Raw genomic sequence first — 21,652 nt, 5'->3', positions numbered from 1 at the left:
ACAGATCACAGAAGGGGGGAGCGGAGCAGATGAGCCAATTCAGCAAAGATCAGGTTCAGGACATGTATTATTTGTCGCCGATGCAGGAGGGAATGCTGTTTCATACTCTCCTGAATCCCGGCCAAAGCTTTTATATCGAACAAATGACAATGAAAGTAAAAGGCAGCTTGAATATCAAATGCCTTGAAGAAAGCATGAATGTGATCATGGACCGGTACGATGTATTTCGTACCGTGTTCATTCACGAAAAAGTAAAAAGACCGGTCCAAGTCGTATTGAAAAAACGTCAGTTTCAGATAGAAGAAATCGATCTGACACATGTAACGGACAGCGAGCAAACAGCCAAAATCAATGAATACAAAGAACAGGATAAGATCAAGGGCTTTGATTTGACGCGGGATATTCCGATGCGGGCAGCCATTTTTAAAAAATCGGAAGAAAGCTTTGAATGGGTGTGGAGCTACCACCACATCATTTTGGACGGCTGGTGCTTCGGCATCGTCGTGCAGGATCTGTTTAAGGTATACAATGCCCTGCGCGAACAAAAGCCGTACAGCCTGCCGCCGGTCAAACCGTATAAAGACTATATCAAGTGGCTTGAAAAGCAGGATAAACAAGCATCACTGCATTACTGGCGCGGGTACTTAGAAGATTTTGAAGGACAAACGACATTTGCGGAGCAAAGAAAGAAACAAAAGGACGGCTACGATCCGAAAGAGCTGCTCTTCTCACTGCCGAAGCAGGAAACAAAAGCATTTACCGAGCTTGCAAAATCGCAGCATACCACTTTGAGTACGGCGCTGCAGGCGGTTTGGAGTGTATTAATCAGCCGCTACCAGCAGTCCGGCGATTTGATCTTCGGCACAGTCGTTTCCGGGCGCCCCGCAGAAATCAAAGGCGTTGAACATATGGTCGGGCTGTTTATCAATGCTGTTCCGAGGCGGGTGAAGCTGTCTCGGGATACCACATTTAACGGCTTGCTCAAGCAGCTGCAGGAGCAATCGCTGCAGTCTGAGCCGCATCAATATGTGCCGCTCTATGACATCCAAAGCCAGGCCGATCAGCCAAAGCTGATTGACCACATCATTGTGTTTGAAAATTATCCGCTTCAGGATGCAAAAAATGAAGAGAACAGTGAAAACGGCTTTGATATGGAGGATGTACACGTTTTTGAGAAATCGAATTATGATCTCAACCTGATGGCTTCTCCAGGTGATGAGATGCTGATTAAGCTTGCCTATAACGGGAATGTGTTTGATGAGGCGTTTATCCTGCGCTTGAAATCTCAGCTTCTCACAGCGATTCAGCAGCTCATCCAGAAGCCGGATCAGCCTGTCAATACGATCAGACTTGTTGATGAAAAGGAAAGAGAGCTTCTGCTTACCGGCTTAAACCCGCCGGCTCAGACTCATCAGGCGAAGCCCCTGACGGATTGGTTCAAGGAAGCGGTGAATGTAAATCCTGATGCGCCGGCGCTTACGTATTCCGGCCAGACTCTTTCCTATCGTGAATTAGATGAGGAAGCGAACCGTCTTGCGCGCCGTTTGCAAAAGCAAGGTGCGGGCAAAGGCTCCGTTGTCGCGTTGTACACGAAGCGCTCGCTTGAGCTGGTGATCGGCATTCTCGGTGTATTAAAAGCAGGAGCGGCTTATCTGCCGGTTGATCCGAAGCTGCCGGAGGACCGAATCTCGTACATGCTGGCTGACAGTGCGGCAGCCTGTCTGCTGACACATCAGGAGATGAAAGAAAAAGCGGCTCAGCTGCCGTATACAGGAACAACACTTATCATCGATGATCGGGCACGGTTTGAGGAACAGGCAAGCGATCCTGCAGCCGCAATTGATCCCGATGATCCGGCGTATATTATGTATACGTCCGGCACAACCGGAAAGCCGAAGGGCAATATCACCACTCATGCCAATATTCAAGGATTGGTCAAGCATGTAGATTACATGGCATTTTCTGAAAAAGATACGTTCTTATCTGTTTCCAATTACGCCTTTGACGCATTTACCTTTGATTTCTACGCATCAATACTGAATGCGGCACGGCTCATTATCGCAGATGAACATACACTGCTTGATACAGAACGGCTCACTGATCTGATCCGGCAGGAGAATGTCAATGTCATGTTTGCGACAACCGCACTTTTTAATCTTCTCACCGATGCGGGAGGGGAGTGGCTGAAGGGGCTTCGCTGTGTGTTATTCGGGGGTGAGCGCGCGTCAGTGCCTCACGTCAGAAAGGCGCTTGAGATCATGGGGCCTGGCAAGCTGATTAATTGCTACGGGCCGACTGAGGGCACGGTGTTTGCGACAGCTCACGTCGTGCATGATATCCCGGATTCCATTTCCTCATTGCCGATCGGAAAGCCGATCAGCAATGCCAGTGTTTATATTCTGAACGGGCAAAATCAGCTTCAGCCGTTCGGAGCTGTCGGTGAACTGTGCATCAGCGGAATGGGTGTATCAAAAGGGTATCTGAACCGTCCTGACCTGACGAAGCAAACGTTTATCCCAAATCCGTTCAAGCCGGGAGAAACGCTTTACCGCACAGGGGATTTAGCACGCTGGCTGCCGGATGGAACAATTGAATACGCCGGGCGTATTGACGACCAGGTCAAAATACGCGGACACCGGATTGAGCTTGAAGAAATCGAAAAGCAGCTGCAGGAATACCCGGGTGTGAAAGATGCGGTCGTTGTTGCAGACCGCCATGAGTCCGGAGATGCATCAATCAACGCCTACCTCGTGAACCGGACGCCGCTTTCAGCTGATGACGTAAAGAGGCGCCTGAAAAAACAGCTTCCTGCTTACATGGTGCCGCAAACCTTTACTTTCTTAGAGGAGCTTCCTTTAACGACAAACGGGAAGGTCAATAAACGGCTGCTGCCGAAACCGGATCAGGCTCAGGCGGCGAAAGAATGGATCGGGCCTCGAAACGCGACGGAAGAAACGATTGCGCGCATCTGGTCCGACATCCTCGGCAGACAGCAGATTGGGATTCATGATGATTTCTTCGCGCTCGGAGGACATTCCTTAAAAGCGATGACGGCAGCGTCGCGCATTAAAAAAGAGCTCGGTGCTGATATCCCGGTGCAGCTGTTGTTCGAAGAGACGACAATCGCAGACATTGCCGGTTATCTGCTTCACGGTGAAGAAAAAGGAATGAAAGATCTCACCATCATGAATAAAAATCAGTCTGACACACTGTTTGCGTTCCCGCCGGTTCTCGGTTACGGGCTGATGTACCAGCCGCTGGCAAAACAGCTGTCCGGCTATCGAATCTGCGCGTTTGATTTTATCGAAGAAGACAACCGCATCGAACGCTACACAGAGCTGATCAATCAGCTCCAGCCGGAAGGACCGGTCAAGCTGTTCGGATACTCGGCAGGCTGCACGCTCGCCTTTGAAACGGCCAAACGGCTTGAAGCCGAAGGACGTGAAGTGGAGCGGCTGATCATGGTCGATTCCTATAAAAAACAAGGCGTCAGCGACTTAGAAGGCCGCACCGTAGAAAGTGATGTCCAGGCGCTGATGAAGGTAAACCGGGACAATGAAGCGCTGAATAACGAAGCCGTCAAAGAAGGTCTCGCCAAAAAAACAAACGCGTTTTATTCTTATTTCGTGCATACCGTCAGCACCGGCACGGTCAATGCGGATATAGATCTATTAACGTCAGAACCGGACTTTGTAATGCCGCCGTGGCTCGCTGCGTGGGAGGAAGCCACGACAGGTGAATACCGTGTGAAAAAAGGCTGCGGCACTCACGCAGAAATGCTTCAGGGAGAATGTCTCGAAAGGAATGCGGCATATTTGCTCGAATTCCTAAGGAAGGAACATCTGAAGCTGACAACTTCACGATAGAAAAGGAGGAAGCCCGCCAATGGTCCAGCTCTTTAAATCGTTCGATACCACGGAAAAAACGCAGCTTATCTGTTTTCCGTTCGCAGGAGGCTATTCCGCATCATTCCGCCCGCTCCACACCTATCTTCAAGGTGAGTGTGAGATGCTTGCCGCGGAACCGCCGGGACACGGAACAAATCAAATGTCCGCCGTTGAGGATTTTGAACAGCTTGTCAGTTTATACAAGCAGGAGTTGAATCTCCATCCTGACCGCCCGTTTGTGCTGTTCGGCCACAGTATGGGAGGCATGGTCGCTTTCAGGCTGGCGCAAAAGCTGGAGCGGGAGGGCATTTACCCGCAGGCCGTGATCATCTCAGCCATTCAGCCGCCGCATGTGGAAAGGAAAAAAGTGTCTCATCTTGATGATGAAAAATTTCTCGCTCATATTATCGAACTGGGCGGAATGCCGCAGGAGTTAGTGGAGAATAAGGAGGTCATGTCATTTTTCCTGCCTTCTTTCAGATCCGACTACCGCGCGCTTGAAAGCTTCCGTCCGTCTGATTCTCACATGATTCAATCACCCGTCCATATTTTTAACGGGCGGAAAGATAAAAAATGTATCAAAGATGCGGACGGATGGAAAAAATGGGCCGGCAATCCCGTATTTCATGAGTTTTCGGACGGCCACATGTTCATATTAAGTGAAACTGAAAAAGTGGCGGAACGAATCTATGAGATTATTAACAGGAGCACTGCAGGCCAATTGTTATAGGATATGACAGACAGCATTCGCTGTCTGTTTTTTGTAACAAAATCCGCCCGTGAGTTTTCTCATTTATCAAAAATTTTATGTTATGATTTGATGGAATATAATTTTGAAGGGATTGTCGTACATGAATGATGCAGCAAAAGAGCTGAACAGAACATTATCTGAAGAAAACCCGTACGTGCTTCATATGCTTTCTGATTTGGGCAGAGAGTTGTTTTATCCGAAAGGGGTGCTGACACAATCGGCGGAAGCGAAAGCCAAGGCCGGAAAGTATAATGCCACGATCGGGATTGCCACCTCACAAGGCGAGTCCATGCACTTTTCCCATATTCAAGAGACACTGTCCGCCTATAACCCCGATGATATCTACGATTATGCTCCGCCGCAGGGAAAAGAGCCGCTCAGACAGGAATGGCTGAAAAAAATGCGTCTCGAAAATCCTTCATTAGCCGGCAAAGACATCAGCACGCCGATCGTGACAAACGCTTTAACACACGGGCTGAGCATTGCCGCCGACTTGTTCGTCAATGAAGGGGATGCGCTGCTTCTGCCTGATAAATATTGGGGAAATTACAATTTCATTTTCGGTGTCCGGCGCAAGGCATCCATTGAGACGTACCCGCTTTTTCAGCAGGATGGGCGTTTTAATGCGGCGGGGCTATCCGAGCTGCTGAAAAAGCAGAAAGAAAAGGCGATTGTTGTGCTGAATTTCCCGAATAATCCGACAGGCTATACGCCGGGGGAAGAGGAAGCGTCAGAAATCGTCAGCGTGATTCTGGAGGCGGCGGAGGCCGGCAAAGAGATTGTCGTGCTCGTAGATGATGCGTATTACAATCTGTTTTACGATGAAACGGCCATTCAGGAATCCATCTTCAGCAAACTCGCCCAAGTGCACGACCGGGTGCTTTGCGTGAAAATAGACGGCGCGACGAAGGAAAATTACGCATGGGGATTCCGCGTCGGTTTTATTACGTACAGCACAAAAAGCGAAAAAGCGCTGCGCGTGCTCGAGGAAAAAACAAAAGGGATTATCAGGGGAACGATTTCAAGCGCCCCGCACCCGTCCCAAACATTCATGCTTCGGGCGATGCAGTCACCGGAATACGAGAAAGAAAAATCGCTGAAATATAACATCATGAAAAAACGGGCTGACAAAGTGAAAGCCGTTCTTGCAGAAAACAAGCATTATGAAGACGTATGGACGCCTTATCCGTTTAACTCGGGTTATTTCATGTGTGTCCGGCTGAAAGACATAAACGCCGGCGAATTGAGAGTGTCGTTGCTTGAAAAGAGAGGAATCGGAACGATATCCATTAATGAAACCGATTTGCGAATCGCATTTTCATGTGTTGAAGAAGAACACATCGCGGATCTGTTCGAAGAAATTTATCAAGAAGCAAAGCAGCTGCAGAAACAGGCGGAAATATCAGGCTGACAAAAAAGGAGGGGGCCACCCTCCTTTTTCTATGCTTACAGCAGCTCTTCATACGTTTTCATCTCAATCCCGTCACAAAAATCGGGATGCGCCGCACAAACGGCCAGCTTATACTCCTCGTCCGCATCATATGTGCGGATGAAACAAGGTTCATGTCCGTCCGGGAGCTCAATGGACACATGGCCGTCGTCTTTAAGGCGGACGCTGAATGAATCAAGCGGCAGGGAAAGCCCTTTTCCGGCCTGTTTGATAAAGCTTTCTTTCATCGACCACAGGTGGTAAAAATAATCGGTCTGCTGATCGGGGTGTTTCGCTTGCAGATCACTGTATTCCGTCGGCGAAAAAAAACGTTTGGCGATATCAATTGTGCCGGGCTTCATTTTTTCAATATCAATGCCGATCGGTTTTGAATCAACGGCACACACGATCCAGCGCCCGGAATGGGAAATGTTAAAGTGCATGTCCGGAAGCGCGGGGATGTACGGCTTTCCGTATTCCTGGACGCTGAATGAAATCCCGGCCGGATCAAGTCCGTAAGCCTTCGCCGCAGCGGTGCGGATCAGCATGTCGCCGATCAAGGTGCGGTGAGCATCCTCCTTATGGTAAAAGCGCCGGCATTTTTCCCGCTTTTCGGCGGACACGGCCGCCATCATCCGATCCTCTTCCTCTGCAGAAAGCGGGCGGTCCATATATACTCCGTAAATCTTCATGTCCAGATCCTCCGTCTGAAAATATTGTCAAAACCATCCTATCATATCAGACGAAAGCTGTCCGAAAATAAAAAAACAAAACCGTTTCGGCTTTGTTTTTAATGAACGGACGTTGCCCGCCCGGAGATCGCGTATGTTAACAGTTTAGAGGACTGCGGCAAAGAAAAACGCAGAATCAGCCCCGTCAAAACAGCCGTAATAATGGTACCGGCGCCGATCGGTCCGCCCATCATCCAGGCTGCGGCAAGAATCGTCAGCTCAATGCCGTTCCGCACCCATTGCACGTTCCAGCCCGTTTTTTCAGATATCAGCATCATCAGAGAGTCCCGGGGGCCCGCGCCGAGCCCTGCTGATACGTAAATACCGACGCCGCAGCCGATCAGCAGCAATCCGATAGAAAAAAACACGGCCGCTAAGGAAAAAGCGTGCGCCTCAGGAAGCAGAAACGAAAAGAAATCAATAAACATTCCCATCAGCACCATGTTTAAGATAGCGCCGATTTTCGGGAGTGTCCTCGTGAACAGGCAGGTTAAAGCGACGATGACCGCGCCGACCACGATGGACCATTGGCCGACAGAAAGCCCGAAATGCTGAAAAAGCCCATAATGAAAGGCATCCCAAGGGCTGATGCCGAGAGCTTTTCCTTTAATGGTTAACGATACCCCGAAAGACAAAATTAACAGACCGGCAAAATAAAACGTCCAGCGCATCACGAATTCCCGCTTCAAAGAGGTCCCTTCTTTCATAAAATTTCATTAATTGTCATTGTAGCATAACCGCCAAAAAAAAGAAGAAGCGAAATCAGTGTTTCGCTTCTTCTCCCGCTCCTACAAAGGATTCAGTATACGATTTAAAAACCGCTGCGTGCGTTCTTCTTTCGGCGCGGAAAAAATGTGGGACGGCGGTCCTTGTTCCACAATGACGCCGCCGTCAATGAAAATGACTTCATCGGCCACTTCCTGCGCGAATTTGATTTCATGGGTGACGACGACCATCGTCCAGCCTTCGTTTGCCAAATCCTTAATCACTTTGAGCACCTCGCCGACCAGCTCCGGATCAAGCGCTGACGTCGGTTCGTCAAACAGCATCAGCTCGGGCTGAATCGCAAGCGCGCGGGCGATGCCGACACGCTGCTGCTGACCGCCGGAAAGCTGGAACGGATATAAATCCATTTTGTCTTTCAGTCCGACTTTTTCCAGAAGCTCCATCGCTTCTTTTCTGACTTGCTCCTTGTCGCGCTTTTGCACTTGAATGGGTCCTTCCATGACGTTTTCAAGCGCCGTGCGGTGAGGAAACAGATGATACGCCTGAAAGACCATGCCTGATTTGCGGCGGAGGCGAAGAATATCAGCCTGCTTCACTTTTTTGGAGAAATCTATTGCAAAATCTGAGAATGCCAGCTCGCCGCGATTGGGGATCTCAAGCGCGTTCAGACAGCGCAGAAGCGTCGTTTTTCCTGAACCGGACGGTCCCAGAATGGCGATGACTTTCCCTTTTTCTATCTCCATATCTATCTTTTTTAAAATTTCATTCTGTCCGAATGATTTATTTAATCCTTTGACGGAAAGCATATCGAAACCTCCTTATTTGGCCACATAACGGTCGAGACGCCGTTCGATCACATGCTGTACGATTGACAGCAAGAAGCAGATGATCCAATAAATAAAGGCGGCTTCAATATAGATGACCAAGATTTGATCAAGGTTTTGCGCGCCGATTTCCTGCGCTTTTCTGAACAGCTCCGCGACGAGAATCTGTGACGCGAGAGATGTATCCTTGATCAGGCTGATAAATGTATTTGATAATGGCGGAATGGACACGCGAAACGCCTGCGGCAGGATCACGCGGAACAATGTCTTGCGATAGGTCATGCCGATCGTATAACCGGCTTCCCATTGCCCTTTCGGCACGGATGAAATAGATGCCCGGATGATTTCAGAAGCGTAGGCGCCCACGTTTAATGAAAACGCGATGACTGCGCTTGGGAAAGGGTCCAGCGTAATATTAAATGTCGGGAACAGATAAAAAATGATGAACAATTGAACGAGAAGAGGAGTGCCGCGCACCGCTGATACGTATACGCTGAACACCCATCTCAATGGTTTCATATTTGACATTCTGGCGAGCGCCGTAATCAGCGCGATGATCATTCCGAAAATAAAGGAAAGAATGGTAAGGGGGATCGAGTAATAGATTCCCCCGGAAAGAATCGGCCAGAATGACTGCTGCACCAAATCCCATGGAATGGCTGTTGCAATCACGGGCTCCGGCATGTTACTTAGAAACATCTTCGCCGAACCATTTTTTCGCTATTTTAGAAAGAGTCCCGTCCTCTTTCATTTCTTTTAATGCTTTGTTGACGTGAGTCACAAGTTCGCCGCTTCCTTTTCGGAATGCGAAATACGTCTGCTGCGGCTGGCCTGCTTCAAACGCGATTTTCACGTTTTTATTGCCGGACGTTTTTAAGTAGTTCAGTACGGCAAGTTTATCGTTGTAAGTCAGATCAGCGCGGCCCTGCTGAATGAGCTGAAGGGATTGAGCCATGCCTTCAACGCCTTCAATTTTCGCGCCGGCTTCTTTCGCTAATTTATTGTAATTGCTTGTTAATGACTGAGCCGCTGTTTTTCCTTTGACATCAGCCTCTTTCGCAATCGTGCTGTCTTTTTTCGTCACGACGACTGCATTTGACGTTGTGTATTTATCAGAAAAATCATATTGGTTTTCACGGCCTGTTTTGCCGACTTGGTTGGCGACGACGTCAAACCGTTTCGCGTTTAATCCGGCAAACATGCTGTCCCATTGCGTTTCTTTGAAGTCAGCTTTCAGACCGAGGCGTTTCGCGACTTCTTGAATCACTTCAACATCATATCCGGTCAGTTTGTCACTCTTTTTATCATGGAAGGTAAACGGTTCGTACGTTCCTTCTGTGCCGACGGTCAGTACGCCTTTTTTCTTGACAGAAGCCCAAAGATCGCCGTCTTTTGACTTAGATCCGCTGTCCTGTGAGTTTCCGCAGGCTGCAAGCATTGCGATGCTGACCATCATGAACAAAGCGAATAATGCTTTTTTCATCTTCTTTATTCCCCACTTTTCTGAGTAGTTTTATTGAGAAAAAATAGCTCCCAATTGTAAAGGATAACTTTTTTTTAGTATGAGTCAAGTAATTGGTTTTCATAAGCGGGAATTCTTCGTGTTCCGAGATCAAAATAATTCCAAAAACTGTTTGACGGGCTTCGGCAGGTAGCTGTCTTTCCTCCAAATGACGGCCGGTGTCATGACAAACGGGTTGTCTTCGATGATAACCGTTTTGACATGCGAGCGCATATGGACGGGAATCATCGTCAAAGGCAGAATCGTGGCGCCGAACCCTGACGATACGAGGCTCAAAAGCGTCGCGGAGTCATGACATTCACAGACAACCTGAAGGTCGAGACCGTACTGTTCACAAACTTGGAGGACTTGGTCATACACACCTCTTCCATTGACGGTGCGCAAAAGGATCAGAGGCAAAGAGGCGATGTCATTCAGTTTAATCGTTTCACCGCACAGTCGTTTTGAATGCTCGGACAGCACCAATACACACGGAATGTCTTCAAGCTCCTTCGATTCAATGCCGTCGTTTTTAATCAAGGTGGTGGTCACGGCGGCGTCAATCTGCCGGGTTTCCAGAAGCTCGAGCAGTGAGACGGGTTCATCTTCCCAAATGTTAAAGGTGAGATGCGGAAACCGCTCTTTCATCTGTGACACTTTCTCAAGCATGAGCGCTGCGCAGTAAATGGTTGACCCGACGGCAAGTGTGCCGGCCACTTCTTCCTTCAGCTCTTGTACCTCGATTATGGCATCCTCAAACTTATGAAGAATCTCTTTCGCTCTTTTCAAAAAGACATTTCCTTCATATGTAAGGGTCATTTGTTTCTTTTTATTGCGGTCAAACAGAATGACGCCCAATTCTTCTTCGAGCTGTTTCAGCTGTCTGCTTAAAGGCGGCTGTGCCATATGAAGCTTTTTGGCGGCCGTCGTGATTTTCTGCTCTTGGGCAATGGTGATGAAATAACGCAATTGCCGGATATCCATGAGAACGCGCTCCTTTCTTTTATACCTTTAAGGTATGATACATAGATTTAACGAATATTTTTCATATGGATATATCAGGAGTATGATGGTTTTGACACCACATTTCAAGCGTAAAGGAGGGGTCAATATGAAGCTCGTCATCGGAATGACCGGGGCAACGGGAGCCATATTCGGGATCAGGCTTTTAGAATATTTAAAAGCCGCGGAGATCGAAACCCATCTTGTCGTGTCTCCTTGGGCAAATGTCACCATTACACATGAAACCGATTATACGTTAAAAGATGTCGAGAAACTGGCGTCCTATACGTATTCTCACAAAGACCAGGCAGCGGCGATTTCAAGCGGTTCGTTTGAAACGGACGGGATGATCATCGCTCCGTGCAGCATGAAATCACTGGCAAGCATCCGCACCGGAATGGCTGACAATCTGCTGACAAGGGCGGCTGACGTCATCCTGAAGGAGCGGAAAAAACTTGTGCTGCTGACTAGAGAAACGCCGCTCAGCCAAATCCATTTAGAAAATATGCTAACGCTTACAAAAATGGGTTCCGTCATTCTTCCGCCGATGCCGGCATTTTATAACAAGCCGGCTGACATGGATGAATTGATCGACCATATTGTGTTCCGGACGCTCGATCAGTTCGGCATCCGTCTGCCGGAAGCGAAACGGTGGTACGGAATTGAAAAACAAAAAGGAGGAATCTGATAATGGCCTATCAGGATTTTAGGGAATTTCTCGCCGCTCTTGAAAAAGAAGGGCAGCTCTTAACCGTCAATGAAGAGGTAAAACCGGAGCCGGACCTGGGCGCCGCCGCGCGTGCAGCCAGCAATCTCGGGGATAAAACCCCTGCGCTTTTGTTTAACAATATTTACGGACATCACGATGCTCAGGTGGCTCTGAATGTCATCGGCTCGTGGCCGAATCACGCGATGATGCTCGGCATGCCGAAAGATACGCCTGTAAAAGAACAATTCTTTGAGTTCGCCAAACGGTACGATTCATTTCCGGTATCGGTCAAACGGGAAGAAACTGCGCCGTTTCATGAAAATGAAATAACGGAAGACATCAATCTTTTTGACATCCTTCCGTTATTCAGAATCAACCAGGGAGACGGCGGCTATTATTTGGATAAAGCGTGCGTCATTTCCCGCGATCTTGAAGACCCGGACAATTTCGGCAAGCAGAATGTCGGCATTTACAGAATGCAGGTGAAGGGAAAAGACCGCCTCGGCATCCAGCCCGTGCCTCAGCATGATATTGCGATTCATCTTCGCCAGGCTGAAGAACGGGGCGTGAATCTTCCCGTTACGATCGCGCTGGGCTGTGAGCCGGTGATTACGACGGCCGCGTCAACTCCGCTGTTATACGATCAATCCGAGTATGAAATGGCCGGAGCGATTCAAGGGGAGCCTTACAGAATCGTCAAATCCAAGCTGTCCGACTTAGACATCCCGTGGGGCGCCGAAGTCGTTCTGGAAGGAGAGATTCTCGCGGGAGAACGGGAATACGAAGGCCCTTTTGGTGAGTTCACGGGTCATTATTCAGGCGGCCGCAGCATGCCGGTGATCAAAATCAAACGTGTATATCATAGAAACAATCCGATTTTTGAACATTTGTACTTAGGCATGCCGTGGACGGAGTGCGACTATATGATCGGCATTAATACATGTGTGCCTCTTTACCAGCAGCTGAAGGAAGCATATCCGAACGAAATCGTCGCCGTCAATGCCATGTATACGCACGGTCTGATCGCCATCATTTCAACGAAAACACGATACGGCGGCTTTGCTAAGGCGGTCGGCATGCGCGCCCTGACAACACCGCACGGACTCGGCTACTGCAAAATGGTCATTGTCGTGGATGAGGATGTCGATCCGTTTAATCTGCCGCAAGTCATGTGGGCGCTTTCAACGAAAATGCATCCGAAACACGACGCAGTCATTATTCCTGACCTGTCCGTTCTTCCGCTTGACCCGGGGTCTGATCCGGCAGGGATGACACACAAAATGATTCTTGACGCCACAACGCCTGCCGCGCCGGAAACAAGAGGCCATTATTCGCAGCCGCTTGATTCTCCGCTGACAACAAAAGAGTGGGAACAAAAACTGATGGACTTAATGAATCAATAAGAAAGGATGAGTTTGCAATGAAAACATGCCCGCGCTGTGAATCGAAAAAAGGAGAAACCGTCAGCCAATCGCCGGTCAAAGGCGCTTGGGAAATATACCAATGCCAAACCTGCTTTTTTACATGGAGATCCTGTGAACCGGAAAGCATCACGAATCCGGAAACATTCAACCCGGCATTTAAAATTGATCCGAAAGAAACGGAGACGGCCACACATGTTCCCGCTGTTCCGGAAAGAAAAGCGTAATGCTGACGGAGCATTTGCCGGAAGCCCTTTACACGCTTTTAGACGGGACGGAGCTTGAGAAAAAGCAGCACGATGCATTTGTACTGCAATCCGTGACAAAACAAGGCCGTCCGCACGCGGCCATGATCAGCGCCGGTGAGATTCTGGCCGTGAGCAGCACAAATCTCCGGATCGCCTTATGGAAAAACACGACGACTGTAAAAAGCCTGCTGCATTCGGGACAAGCTCTTTTCATCGCCTGGCACGGTGGAGCCGCCTATTACGTCACATTGGAATGTAAGGCGCTTCCGCCGCTGAAAGAGGCGAAACACGAGCGGGAACGGTTCAGCTGCCGCGTGATCACCGTCAAGGAAGATCGGGCGAAATACGCGGATCTGACATCCGGACCGGCCATCCAGCTCCACGAACCGGAAGATGTCTTGAAGAGATGGAGAGAAACACTTGAGGAGTTAAAACGATAGACGCATAAAAAAAGCCTGCGGACGATTCCGCAGGCTTTTCTTTTATTGTACGCCTTTCATCGCCCGTTTAATGACGGGAGACAGAAGAATTAAAATAATACCGAGAATGATCGAAACAAGACCGATTGAGCCGAAGTAGGCCGCTTCAGAAATCTTATCAAACAAACCGACTACTTTTGCGTTCAGGGCTTGACCGCAGGCGTTTGTTAAAAACCACATGCTCATCGTCTGCGCTGAGAAAGCTGCAGGCGCAAGTTTTGTTGTGACGGATAAACCGACCGGTGAAAGGCAAAGCTCACCAAGCACAACCAAAAGGAAGCTGAGCACAAGCCAAAGCGGGCTCACAAGCTCGCCGCTTCCGCCCATAACCGGAAGCACCATGACTAAAAATGATAATCCGGCAAGGATAATGCCGATCGCGAATTTAATCGGTGTTGAAGGCTGGCGTTTGCCGAGCTTCATCCAGATCCACGCGAACACCGGCGCAAAAATAACGATGAATAACGGGTTCAGAGACTGGAACCATGAAGACTCAAGATGCATGCCCGCAAAGGAAAGTCTCGTGCGCTGATCCGCATATAAAGCAAGAATCGTCGCGCCCTGCTCCTGAATCGCCCAGAACATTGCCGCTGCAATAAACAGCGGAACATAAGCCGCAAGCCGTGATTTTTCCGTTTTCGTCGCTTTTTTGCTTGTGAACATCACGATAAAGTAAATAACCGGAATGACAATGCCGAGGATACTGACGGTGTCAATCACACGCTGGATCGTCAGCCAGCCGGTTTGAATCAGAACGATAATAACGGCTGCTGCGATGACCACTCCGATTCCCGTGCCGATCACTGATGATTTAGAAATCGGATTCGGTACATTGGAGCCTGCTTTGCCGAGGTATTTCTTTCTCGTAAGAGCGAAAACAATCAGTCCGAGGAACATACCGGCCGCGGCGCATCCGAAGCCTAAGTGGTAGTTGTACTTCTGTCCGAGTGTTCCGACAATTAGCGGCGCAAGCAATCCGCCGAGGTTGATCCCCATGTAAAAGATGCTGAAACCTGAGTCGCGGCGCTCGTCTTCCTTCATATATAAATCTCCGACAACGCTGGATACGTTTGGTTTAAGCAGGCCGGTTCCGATAATGATCAGAGCCATGCTGGTAAAAAACGCCGCCGTGCTGCCGGGGAAGGCAAGAGCGATGTGCCCGAACATAATTAAAATTCCGCCGTAAAATACGGTGTTTGCCGTGCCGAATACCCGGTCGGCCAGCCATCCGCCGATGACGCTCGACATATATACGAGAGATCCGTATATGGACATGATGGCAACTGCGGTCGTTTTATCAAAGCCGAGACCGCCATGAGCGACTTCCGTGTATAAATAGTAAAGCAATATGGCTCTCATACCATAGTAGGAGAAACGCTCCCAAAATTCGGTGAAAAACAGTGTGAACAAGCCGCGGGGATGACCGAAAAAGCCTCGTTGCGGCACAGTTTCTGTTATAGATTCCTTATCAATAGATGCCACCTGAGCCAACCCTTTCTTAAAAAAGTGTATTACAAAAATCATATTCTTATATAATACTTGTGTCAATATAATTTATACTGAATTCAAAAAAATCCAGAATGAAAAGATATTAAAACGTTTAATATAGACGAATTTTCCTGATTCCAATGACTTATTTTGTTATATTATCTGACTAAACTATCTTTATAAACTTTTTTAATAAAATTTAAAGTATGTACAGGCGGAGCGGGATATGGCGGAATAAGATGACAATAAGAGAGGAAGGAGGAGATTATCACTTGCCGAATCGTATATTGGATATTACGGATTGCGGTGTGGCAGCAGACGGGACTGCCGATGTGACGGCCGCCATCAATCAATGCTTGGCCAAAGCTGTCAGTGAGGGCAGTCATACGGTGTTTTTTCCGCCCGGAACATATAAAATCAACGGCACGCTCGGCGGTGACAAAAGCCAGCCGTTTAGGAACGCGGGAATTAATGTGCCGAGCCATCTCTCCATCATCATGGATCCGGAATGCACGATTAAAGTGTCGCCGAACAGCTCCTGGGGTTATTCGGCTTTCTATATAGGCAGGCGGGAAAATGTCACTATCACCGGCGGCCGCATCATCGGGGAACGGGATGAACACACGTATACCAATGTTCCTTTACGGTCGACTCATGAATGGGGATTTGGTATCTGTATTGAAGGCAGCAGCAATGTGCTGATCGAAAATGTGAAAATATCGGATTTTACGGGAGACGGCATTATTGTCAGCCCGCTCGGTTTAAAAACAAACAGTGATTACGAAACATCAGAACGTGTGACCATCCGCCGCTGTGAGATCAGGCAGTCAAGACGGAACAACATTTCAATCACCGGCTGCAATACCGTTACGGTGGAAGAATGCGTGATTGAAGACGCCGGGCAAGGGAACGGAACGGCTCCGAAATTCGGAATCGATATTGAATCGTACGGAGAAGGCGATATTGATTATGAAGAAGCTCTTTATATTACGGTCCGCAACAACTTCTTTTCCGGAAACGCCGCAAGCTCAGTCACCAATTTTAACGGATATAATGTGTTAATTGAAGGAAATCATTGCGATAACACAATCAGCTACGGGTACGGGGCACATACCGTCATTTCGGGGAATGTCTTCTTTCGGTCAGACGGCGGCTCAAGGACCGCAGTCGCCGGACAAGGTGTGTCACAAGGACAGGACAGCAGCAATGCCGTCATTTCCAACAATCTGATTACCGGGTTTTCCACCGGAATAGATGTAAGGGGAAAAAGCGTCCTCGTCACCCACAACAAAATTAATCAATTTGAAAATACGGGCATTTCCGTCTATCAGGCAGAAGATGTGACCGTTGACGGCAATGTCATTGAAAACGGACGTTCCGAAACGAGACGAAGCACGGGGATGCGGGCGACGCTTTCGGAGAACGCCGTCTTTACGAATAACACTCTGAATCAGGTGACAGACGGAATCAGCATGTCGGCCGGCAGTATCATTGTAAAACAAAATGTGCTGAAATCGTTCAGCCGGGGCATATGGGTCACAGGCGGAAATGCCGTTATTGAAGGAAATACGCTGATTCCGAATGCGTATCAGGGCGCCGCGGAGTCCTATGCCGTATCTGTGACAAATGACGCCGGGGCTGTCATCAAAGGCAATCTCTTTAAGAACTATAAAAACTATCCCATTTTCAGTTCAACATCCTCGGGAACCTCTGTCATCAGCAACCGCTTTGAATCATCACCGCTTATCGTTACCGTGTATCTGAACTCAGGCACGCATGAAGTCATAGACAATACGCTCACGATCAACCGAACGGCGGGCAGCCCGATCGGCATCTATCTGAACGGAGCCTCCAATTCCCTCGTGTCGGGCAATACCATCAACAACCTTTCCGCCGCTTCTGCTTCCGCCATCCAAACCAATTCCTCCGTAAGTACTAAAATCATCGGCAACCGCATTATCAAAGGCGTCATTGTGAAACACACGACAGATACGGAAAGCGGAAATATCGTCATCTGAGAACAATCTGCGCCGGAAACATAAAAAGAACACATGAACTCCGAAAGAAGGAGGGATGTGTTCTTTTTTGACACAATACAGCCGTGCGCCTGTCAGGCATCTTTTTTACCTGATTTATATAAAACGATCATTTCTCTGATTAAAAAGAGGGCGAATAAAAACAGCATCAGCCATTCTGAGAAGGTGGTCAATTTAAAAGCGGACAGGTTGTTTTGGACCGCTCCATAGAAACTGAAACCTTGCAGCATATCCATCGTTACTGAAATGATCAGACAGGCAGCAAGCAAAAAAAATGAAACCCCCAATATTTTCATGCGCATCACTCTCCCTTTTTATCCTTTTCGATTACGCAGAACTTATACAGACTTTCCGCCGTGCATAATCTTTTGCCGTACAGGAAGAATATGAAAAAAACGAGGAAAGGTTTTTTGCGATATGCCGCCATTTTTTAAGCAGAAGAAACAAAAAAAAGCCGATCAAAACGACCGTGGCAATGAAGACAGAAAAGAACCGGAAAACAAATCAGACAAAGAGCGGGAGGAGCCGATCTCCCTCAGCTTAGAGAAAAATATGAAGAAGCTGTCTGCGAGGTTCGGCAACAGTGCTGATGTCGTTATCCGCCGGCTGAAAATCGGAAAGGAAGAGCTTCCGGCCGCGATTGTGTATATCGCCGGTTTGGTAGACGAACAGCTTGTCAGCCAATCTCTTCTGGAAGATTTAATCGATATTCCGTCCGTTCAGCCGGAACAAGCGGTCTGCCTGATATACGAAAAAACGCTTGCGATCGGCGGAGTAAAAGAGGAAGAGAAATGGAAAAGCCTTTTTGCCGGGCTGGTGGCGGGCAGCACGCTCATTTTTGTCGACGGGGCTGACAAGGCGCTGATCGCCAGTACGGAAGGAGGGGAACACCGGTCCATTCAAGAGCCGAGCACTCAGGTGTCCTTCCGCGGCCCGCGGCAGGGATTCACAGAATCTCTGCAAACCAATATTTCCATGATCCGCAGGTATGTAAAAACGCCTGATGTATGGGTTGAAAAAATGGAGATCGGACACGAGACGAATACGGACGTCGCGCTGATGTATATCAACGGAATTTGTGAAAAAAAGCTGATTAAGGAAGTCCGCAAGCGGCTGAAGCACATTGATATCGACAGCATTCTGGAATCCGGCTACATTGAGCAGCTTATAGAAGACGCGCCGTTTTCCGTGTTTCCCACTGTGTATCATACGGAACGTCCGGACGTTGTTGCGGGAAATCTGCTGGAAGGAAGATTTGCGATTATCGTGGATGGAACGCCGTTTGTTCTCCTCGCACCGGCCTTATTTATTCAATTTTTTCAATCAGTTGAGGATTATTATTCACGATTTGATATCGCTACAAGCATCAGGCTGCTTCGGGTTTTGATATTCTTCATTTCACTGGTGGCGCCGGGGATTTATGTGGCGGCGGCGACCTTTCATCAGGAAATGATTCCGACGCAGCTGCTGATTGTCATCGCCGCCCAGCGGGAGACGGTCCCGTTTCCGGCCGTCATTGAAGCGCTGACGATGGAAGTGGCCTTCGAGATTCTCAGGGAGGCGGGCGTCCGTCTTCCGAGAGTTGCGGGTTCCGCCGTTTCTATAGTTGGAGCGCTCGTCATCGGCCAGGCCGCCGTACAGGCCGGCATCGTTTCCCCGGCCATGGTTATCGTCGTCGCGCTGACGGCGATTGCCAGCTTTGCGACCCCGGCTTTTGACATGGCGATATCTGCGCGCCTGATCCGGTTTCTCTTTATTCTGTCGGCGGCGGTCATGGGATTTTACGGGCTGATTCTGGGCATTATCATGATGTTTGTCCATCTGTGCGGCCTGCGTTCATTCGGATTTCCGTATATGTCCCCGCTCGCTCCTTTAACCCCGGGCGGGCTGAAAGATTCCCTCCTCCGCGCTCCGTTATGGGCGGATGAAAAAAGGCCGGGACTGCTCGTGCAGGAAAACAACAGGCGCCAAGGGGAACATCAAAGACCGAAACCGGAGACTTCCAGAGGAATGGTTAATAAAGATCTAGAAGAGGGCGACGGTAATGAAAAGACGTAAATGGATGCTTATCCTTTGTACGATGGTTTCCCTTATGTTTGTATCCGGATGCTGGGATAAAAGGGAGCTGACCGATTTGGCGGTGATCTCCGCCATCGGTATTGACCGGACCGAAACGGGAAAATATGTCCTTCATTTTCAAATTATCAATCCGGGAAATGTGGCCGGCGGTCTGCAGGGCGGCGGAGCGGGAGACCGGCCTCCGGTTTCCGTCTATTCGGTGTCCGGAGACAATATGACGGAAGCTTTGAGAAAAGGCTCGATGAAAGTGTCCAGAAGGCTCTATTTTGCGCATACGAATCTCGTGGTGTTCAGTGAAAAACTGGCGAAAGAGGAAGGGCTCAGTTTTATTCTGGACAATCTTGACCGCGACACCGAATTCAGGACGACCGCAACCGCGGTTATCGCGCATAATTGCAAGGCTGAAGACATTATTAAAGTGCTGACGCCGATTGATAAAATCCCTTCCAATAAAGTGAACAAGACGCTCAGCTTCACGCAGGAACAATACGGCAGAGTCATTAAAACCAGCCTTCAGGACGTTCTGATTGATCTCGCTTCTCCGACCGGGTCGCCGTTTATACCGGGTTATGAAATGCACGGAGACGAAAAAGCCGGCCCTACAATGGAAAATACGCAGACGACTGAACCGAAAGCAGTGCTGTCAGCGGACGGACTGGCGGTGTTCAAAAAGGATGGGAGGCTGGATTACTGGATTGAGGATGACGACAGTGTGGGGGCTGTATGGCTGCTCAATAGGATCAAGCATACGTTCATCAATGCGGATTGGAAGAACGTTAAGCATGCAATCAGTCTGCAGGTCACCCGCCAGAATACGAAGGTGACGGCCACTTTTCCGGGCGGGAAACCGCATATTCACGTTCATGCTGAGGTCGAGGGGCTGGTGGACGCCGTCAGATACCCTTTCCATCTGTCTGATCCGAAAGTGCTGATGACCATGCAAAAGGCGCTCAGCGCGCAGCTTGACAAAGATATCACCAAATCTATTGAAGATATTAAGGCTCATAAGAATGATTTCATCGGCTTCGGAGACCTGATTTATCGGCAGCATCCGCATAAATGGAAAAAGTTAAAAGGGAAGTGGGATGAAGAAATCTTTCCTAATCTCCCCGTGGATGTAAAAACGGAAGTCATCATCAGAAGAACGGGCTTGCGGAATAATCCTCTTTCAGACGAGCTCCAGCATGATTGATTTGAGGAGAAAGGAGCAAAGCACATGGAAAATGCCAAAATCGGCACGCGTCAGCTGTTTATTATGATCATTTTGTTTGAATTGGGCAGTTCGTTATTGATCCCGCCGGGCACGATGGCCGGACGGGATGCATGGCTGTCCGTGCTTCTCGGGTGCGTTGTCGGTCTCGGACTTTTCTACGTTTATCAGGCGCTGTATCAGTATTTTCCTGAGTCTTCTCCGAGAGATTACATGAACGAACTGATCGGCAGGCATCTGAGCTGGGCGGTCTTTCTTCTCTATATTCTCTATTTTGCTTATATCGCCGCCCGTGTATTGAGGGATTTTGGCGAAATGCTTGTCACCTTCGCCTATCAGGACACACCGCTTGTCATTGTGAATGCCATGCTGATGATTGCTGCGATATTTGCGGTCAGAAAGGGAATTGAAGTCATAGCGAGAGCCGGCGAGCTGCTGTTTGGCATTATGTATTTCCTGACGGCCATCGGGCTGATCCTCCTTATCAGCTCCGGCACGATAAACCTCAGATTTCTCCAGCCTGTCTTAGCGGAAGGCATGGGGACAGTCATTTATTCCGTGTTTAAACAGACCATGTTCATCCCGTTCGGTGAATTAATCGTGTTTGTCATGATTTTCCCTTACTTAAAAGATCGGAAAAAAGTGAAGAAAACAGGATTTCTGGCGATTATCATCAGCGGTCTGTTTTTGGCGATGTCGGTGGCGATTAATATTTGTGTGCTGGACGTCAACTTAATGCTCCGCTCTCAATTCCCGCTGCTGAGCACCATACAGACGATTAAAGTGGAAGAGTTTTTAGACCGGCTGGATGTCTTTTTTATGCTCGTGCTCGTCATCGGCGGTTTTTTCAAAGTCAGTCTTTTTACATATTCGGTTGTCGTGGGGGTCTCCACGCTGTTTAAAGAGAAAAATCCGTCCCAGCTGGCCTTGCCGGTCGGATTGGGAGTACTGATTCTCTCCATCAGCATCGCAAGCAATTTTTCGGAACACATGAATGAAGGCTTAAAAATTGTGCCGATCTATATTCATCTTCCGTTTCAAGTGCTGTTCCCCGTTTTGCTGCTTATCATTGCCGTGATCAAGAAAAAAGTCAAAGGGAGCGTCTATACAGTTTCGAAGAAATAACCCGGC

The 21,652-nt window shown here is 48.7% G+C and carries 19 protein-coding genes; 11 read left to right on the top strand and 8 right to left on the bottom strand.

Annotated features, from left to right (window positions below):
• Nucleotides 1-29: 29 nt before the first annotated feature.
• The 3 genes from srfAC (at nt 30) to OVA33_RS02670 (ending at nt 6,049) form a co-directional block, all read left to right on the top strand.
• Nucleotides 30-3,866 (top strand): surfactin non-ribosomal peptide synthetase SrfAC, encoded by a 3,837-nt coding sequence (gene srfAC, locus OVA33_RS02680; RefSeq protein ID WP_063637001.1) that lies wholly within the window; start codon nt 30-32, stop codon nt 3,864-3,866.
• Between the two features lie 19 nt (nt 3,867-3,885).
• A complete protein-coding gene (gene srfAD, locus OVA33_RS02675) occupies nt 3,886-4,617 on the top strand; it encodes a surfactin biosynthesis thioesterase SrfAD (RefSeq protein ID WP_061861841.1) in 732 nt (243 codons plus the stop codon).
• A 121-nt stretch (nt 4,618-4,738) separates the two neighbouring features.
• Nucleotides 4,739-6,049 carry an aminotransferase class I/II-fold pyridoxal phosphate-dependent enzyme gene (locus OVA33_RS02670; RefSeq protein WP_025650007.1) on the top strand — a complete coding sequence of 437 codons (1,311 nt, stop codon included), beginning with the start codon at nt 4,739-4,741 and terminating at the stop codon, nt 6,047-6,049.
• Between the two features lie 35 nt (nt 6,050-6,084).
• Here the strand turns inward: OVA33_RS02670 and OVA33_RS02665 are convergent, their stop codons facing one another.
• The 6 genes from OVA33_RS02665 to OVA33_RS02640 form a co-directional block, all read right to left on the bottom strand.
• Nucleotides 6,085-6,759 carry a 4'-phosphopantetheinyl transferase family protein gene (locus tag OVA33_RS02665; RefSeq protein ID WP_014416880.1) on the bottom strand — a complete coding sequence of 225 codons (675 nt, stop codon included), beginning with the start codon at nt 6,757-6,759 and terminating at the stop codon, nt 6,085-6,087.
• Between the two features lie 98 nt (nt 6,760-6,857).
• Nucleotides 6,858-7,487 (bottom strand): YczE/YyaS/YitT family protein, encoded by a 630-nt coding sequence (locus OVA33_RS02660; RefSeq protein WP_017419384.1) that lies wholly within the window; start codon nt 7,485-7,487, stop codon nt 6,858-6,860.
• Between the two features lie 99 nt (nt 7,488-7,586).
• Nucleotides 7,587-8,330 carry a cystine ABC transporter ATP-binding protein TcyC gene (gene tcyC, locus OVA33_RS02655; protein WP_017419385.1) on the bottom strand — a complete coding sequence of 248 codons (744 nt, stop codon included), beginning with the start codon at nt 8,328-8,330 and terminating at the stop codon, nt 7,587-7,589.
• Nucleotides 8,331-8,342: 12 nt separating this feature from the next.
• On the bottom strand, nt 8,343-9,047 hold the full coding sequence (locus tag OVA33_RS02650) for an amino acid ABC transporter permease (RefSeq protein WP_003156375.1): 705 nt from the start codon (nt 9,045-9,047) through the stop codon (nt 8,343-8,345).
• Nucleotides 9,034-9,831: a cystine ABC transporter substrate-binding lipoprotein TcyA gene (gene tcyA, locus OVA33_RS02645; RefSeq protein ID WP_020955311.1), complete on the bottom strand. Its 798-nt coding sequence runs from the start codon at nt 9,829-9,831 to the stop codon at nt 9,034-9,036. Before tcyA ends, OVA33_RS02650 begins: the two co-directional genes overlap by 14 nt.
• A 129-nt stretch (nt 9,832-9,960) precedes the next feature.
• Nucleotides 9,961-10,833 carry a transcriptional regulator BsdA gene (locus OVA33_RS02640; RefSeq protein ID WP_063637000.1) on the bottom strand — a complete coding sequence of 291 codons (873 nt, stop codon included), beginning with the start codon at nt 10,831-10,833 and terminating at the stop codon, nt 9,961-9,963.
• 91 nt (nt 10,834-10,924) lie between these two features.
• On the opposite strand from OVA33_RS02640, the gene OVA33_RS02635 reads away from it, so the two are divergent.
• The 4 genes from OVA33_RS02635 to OVA33_RS02620 are packed head-to-tail and all read left to right on the top strand — an operon-like array spanning nt 10,925 to nt 13,669.
• A complete protein-coding gene (locus tag OVA33_RS02635; RefSeq protein ID WP_104843074.1) occupies nt 10,925-11,539 on the top strand; it encodes a non-oxidative hydroxyarylic acid decarboxylases subunit B in 615 nt (204 codons plus the stop codon).
• Between the two features lie 2 nt (nt 11,540-11,541).
• The gene (bsdC, locus tag OVA33_RS02630) at nt 11,542-12,963 is read left to right on the top strand and encodes a phenolic acid decarboxylase BsdC (protein ID WP_017419387.1); all 1,422 of its coding nucleotides are present in this window, start codon (nt 11,542-11,544) and stop codon (nt 12,961-12,963) included.
• A gap of 17 nt (nt 12,964-12,980) precedes the next feature.
• On the top strand, nt 12,981-13,208 hold the full coding sequence (locus OVA33_RS02625) for a non-oxidative hydroxyarylic acid decarboxylases subunit D (protein WP_017419388.1): 228 nt from the start codon (nt 12,981-12,983) through the stop codon (nt 13,206-13,208).
• Nucleotides 13,208-13,669 (top strand): hypothetical protein, encoded by a 462-nt coding sequence (locus tag OVA33_RS02620; RefSeq protein ID WP_017419389.1) that lies wholly within the window; start codon nt 13,208-13,210, stop codon nt 13,667-13,669. The genes OVA33_RS02625 and OVA33_RS02620 overlap by 1 nt, the downstream gene beginning before the upstream one ends.
• Before the next feature lie 42 nt (nt 13,670-13,711).
• On the opposite strand, the gene OVA33_RS02615 is transcribed toward OVA33_RS02620, so the two are convergent.
• The gene (locus OVA33_RS02615) at nt 13,712-15,190 is read right to left on the bottom strand and encodes a peptide MFS transporter (RefSeq protein ID WP_017419282.1); all 1,479 of its coding nucleotides are present in this window, start codon (nt 15,188-15,190) and stop codon (nt 13,712-13,714) included.
• Nucleotides 15,191-15,468: 278 nt separating this feature from the next.
• Between OVA33_RS02615 and OVA33_RS02610 the strand changes: the two genes are divergently transcribed.
• Entirely contained in the window at nt 15,469-17,214 is a 1,746-nt protein-coding gene (locus OVA33_RS02610; protein ID WP_017419281.1) for a right-handed parallel beta-helix repeat-containing protein, read from the top strand.
• A gap of 92 nt (nt 17,215-17,306) precedes the next feature.
• On the opposite strand, the gene OVA33_RS02605 is transcribed toward OVA33_RS02610, so the two are convergent.
• Nucleotides 17,307-17,528, bottom strand: a complete 222-nt coding sequence (locus OVA33_RS02605) for a YczF family membrane protein (protein ID WP_014720711.1) — start codon at nt 17,526-17,528, stop codon at nt 17,307-17,309.
• A 121-nt stretch (nt 17,529-17,649) separates the two neighbouring features.
• On the opposite strand from OVA33_RS02605, the gene gerKA reads away from it, so the two are divergent.
• The 3 genes from gerKA to OVA33_RS02590 are packed head-to-tail and all read left to right on the top strand — an operon-like array spanning nt 17,650 to nt 21,646.
• Nucleotides 17,650-19,290 carry a spore germination protein GerKA gene (gerKA, locus tag OVA33_RS02600; protein ID WP_063636999.1) on the top strand — a complete coding sequence of 547 codons (1,641 nt, stop codon included), beginning with the start codon at nt 17,650-17,652 and terminating at the stop codon, nt 19,288-19,290.
• Complete coding sequence (locus OVA33_RS02595) at nt 19,277-20,503, top strand: Ger(x)C family spore germination protein (RefSeq protein ID WP_063636998.1); 1,227 nt, start codon at nt 19,277-19,279, stop codon at nt 20,501-20,503. Before gerKA ends, OVA33_RS02595 begins: the two co-directional genes overlap by 14 nt.
• A 24-nt stretch (nt 20,504-20,527) precedes the next feature.
• Nucleotides 20,528-21,646, top strand: coding sequence for an endospore germination permease GerKB (locus OVA33_RS02590; RefSeq protein ID WP_063636997.1), 1,119 nt, complete (start codon nt 20,528-20,530; stop codon nt 21,644-21,646).
• Nucleotides 21,647-21,652: the final 6 nt, after the last annotated feature.

It is taken from the genome of Bacillus sp. KICET-1 (assembly GCF_027721405.1).
GTDB lineage: Bacteria > Bacillota > Bacilli > Bacillales > Bacillaceae > Bacillus > Bacillus velezensis.
Note: the sequence above shows the minus strand (reverse complement) of the source record. Positions and strands in the feature narration are given on the sequence as shown.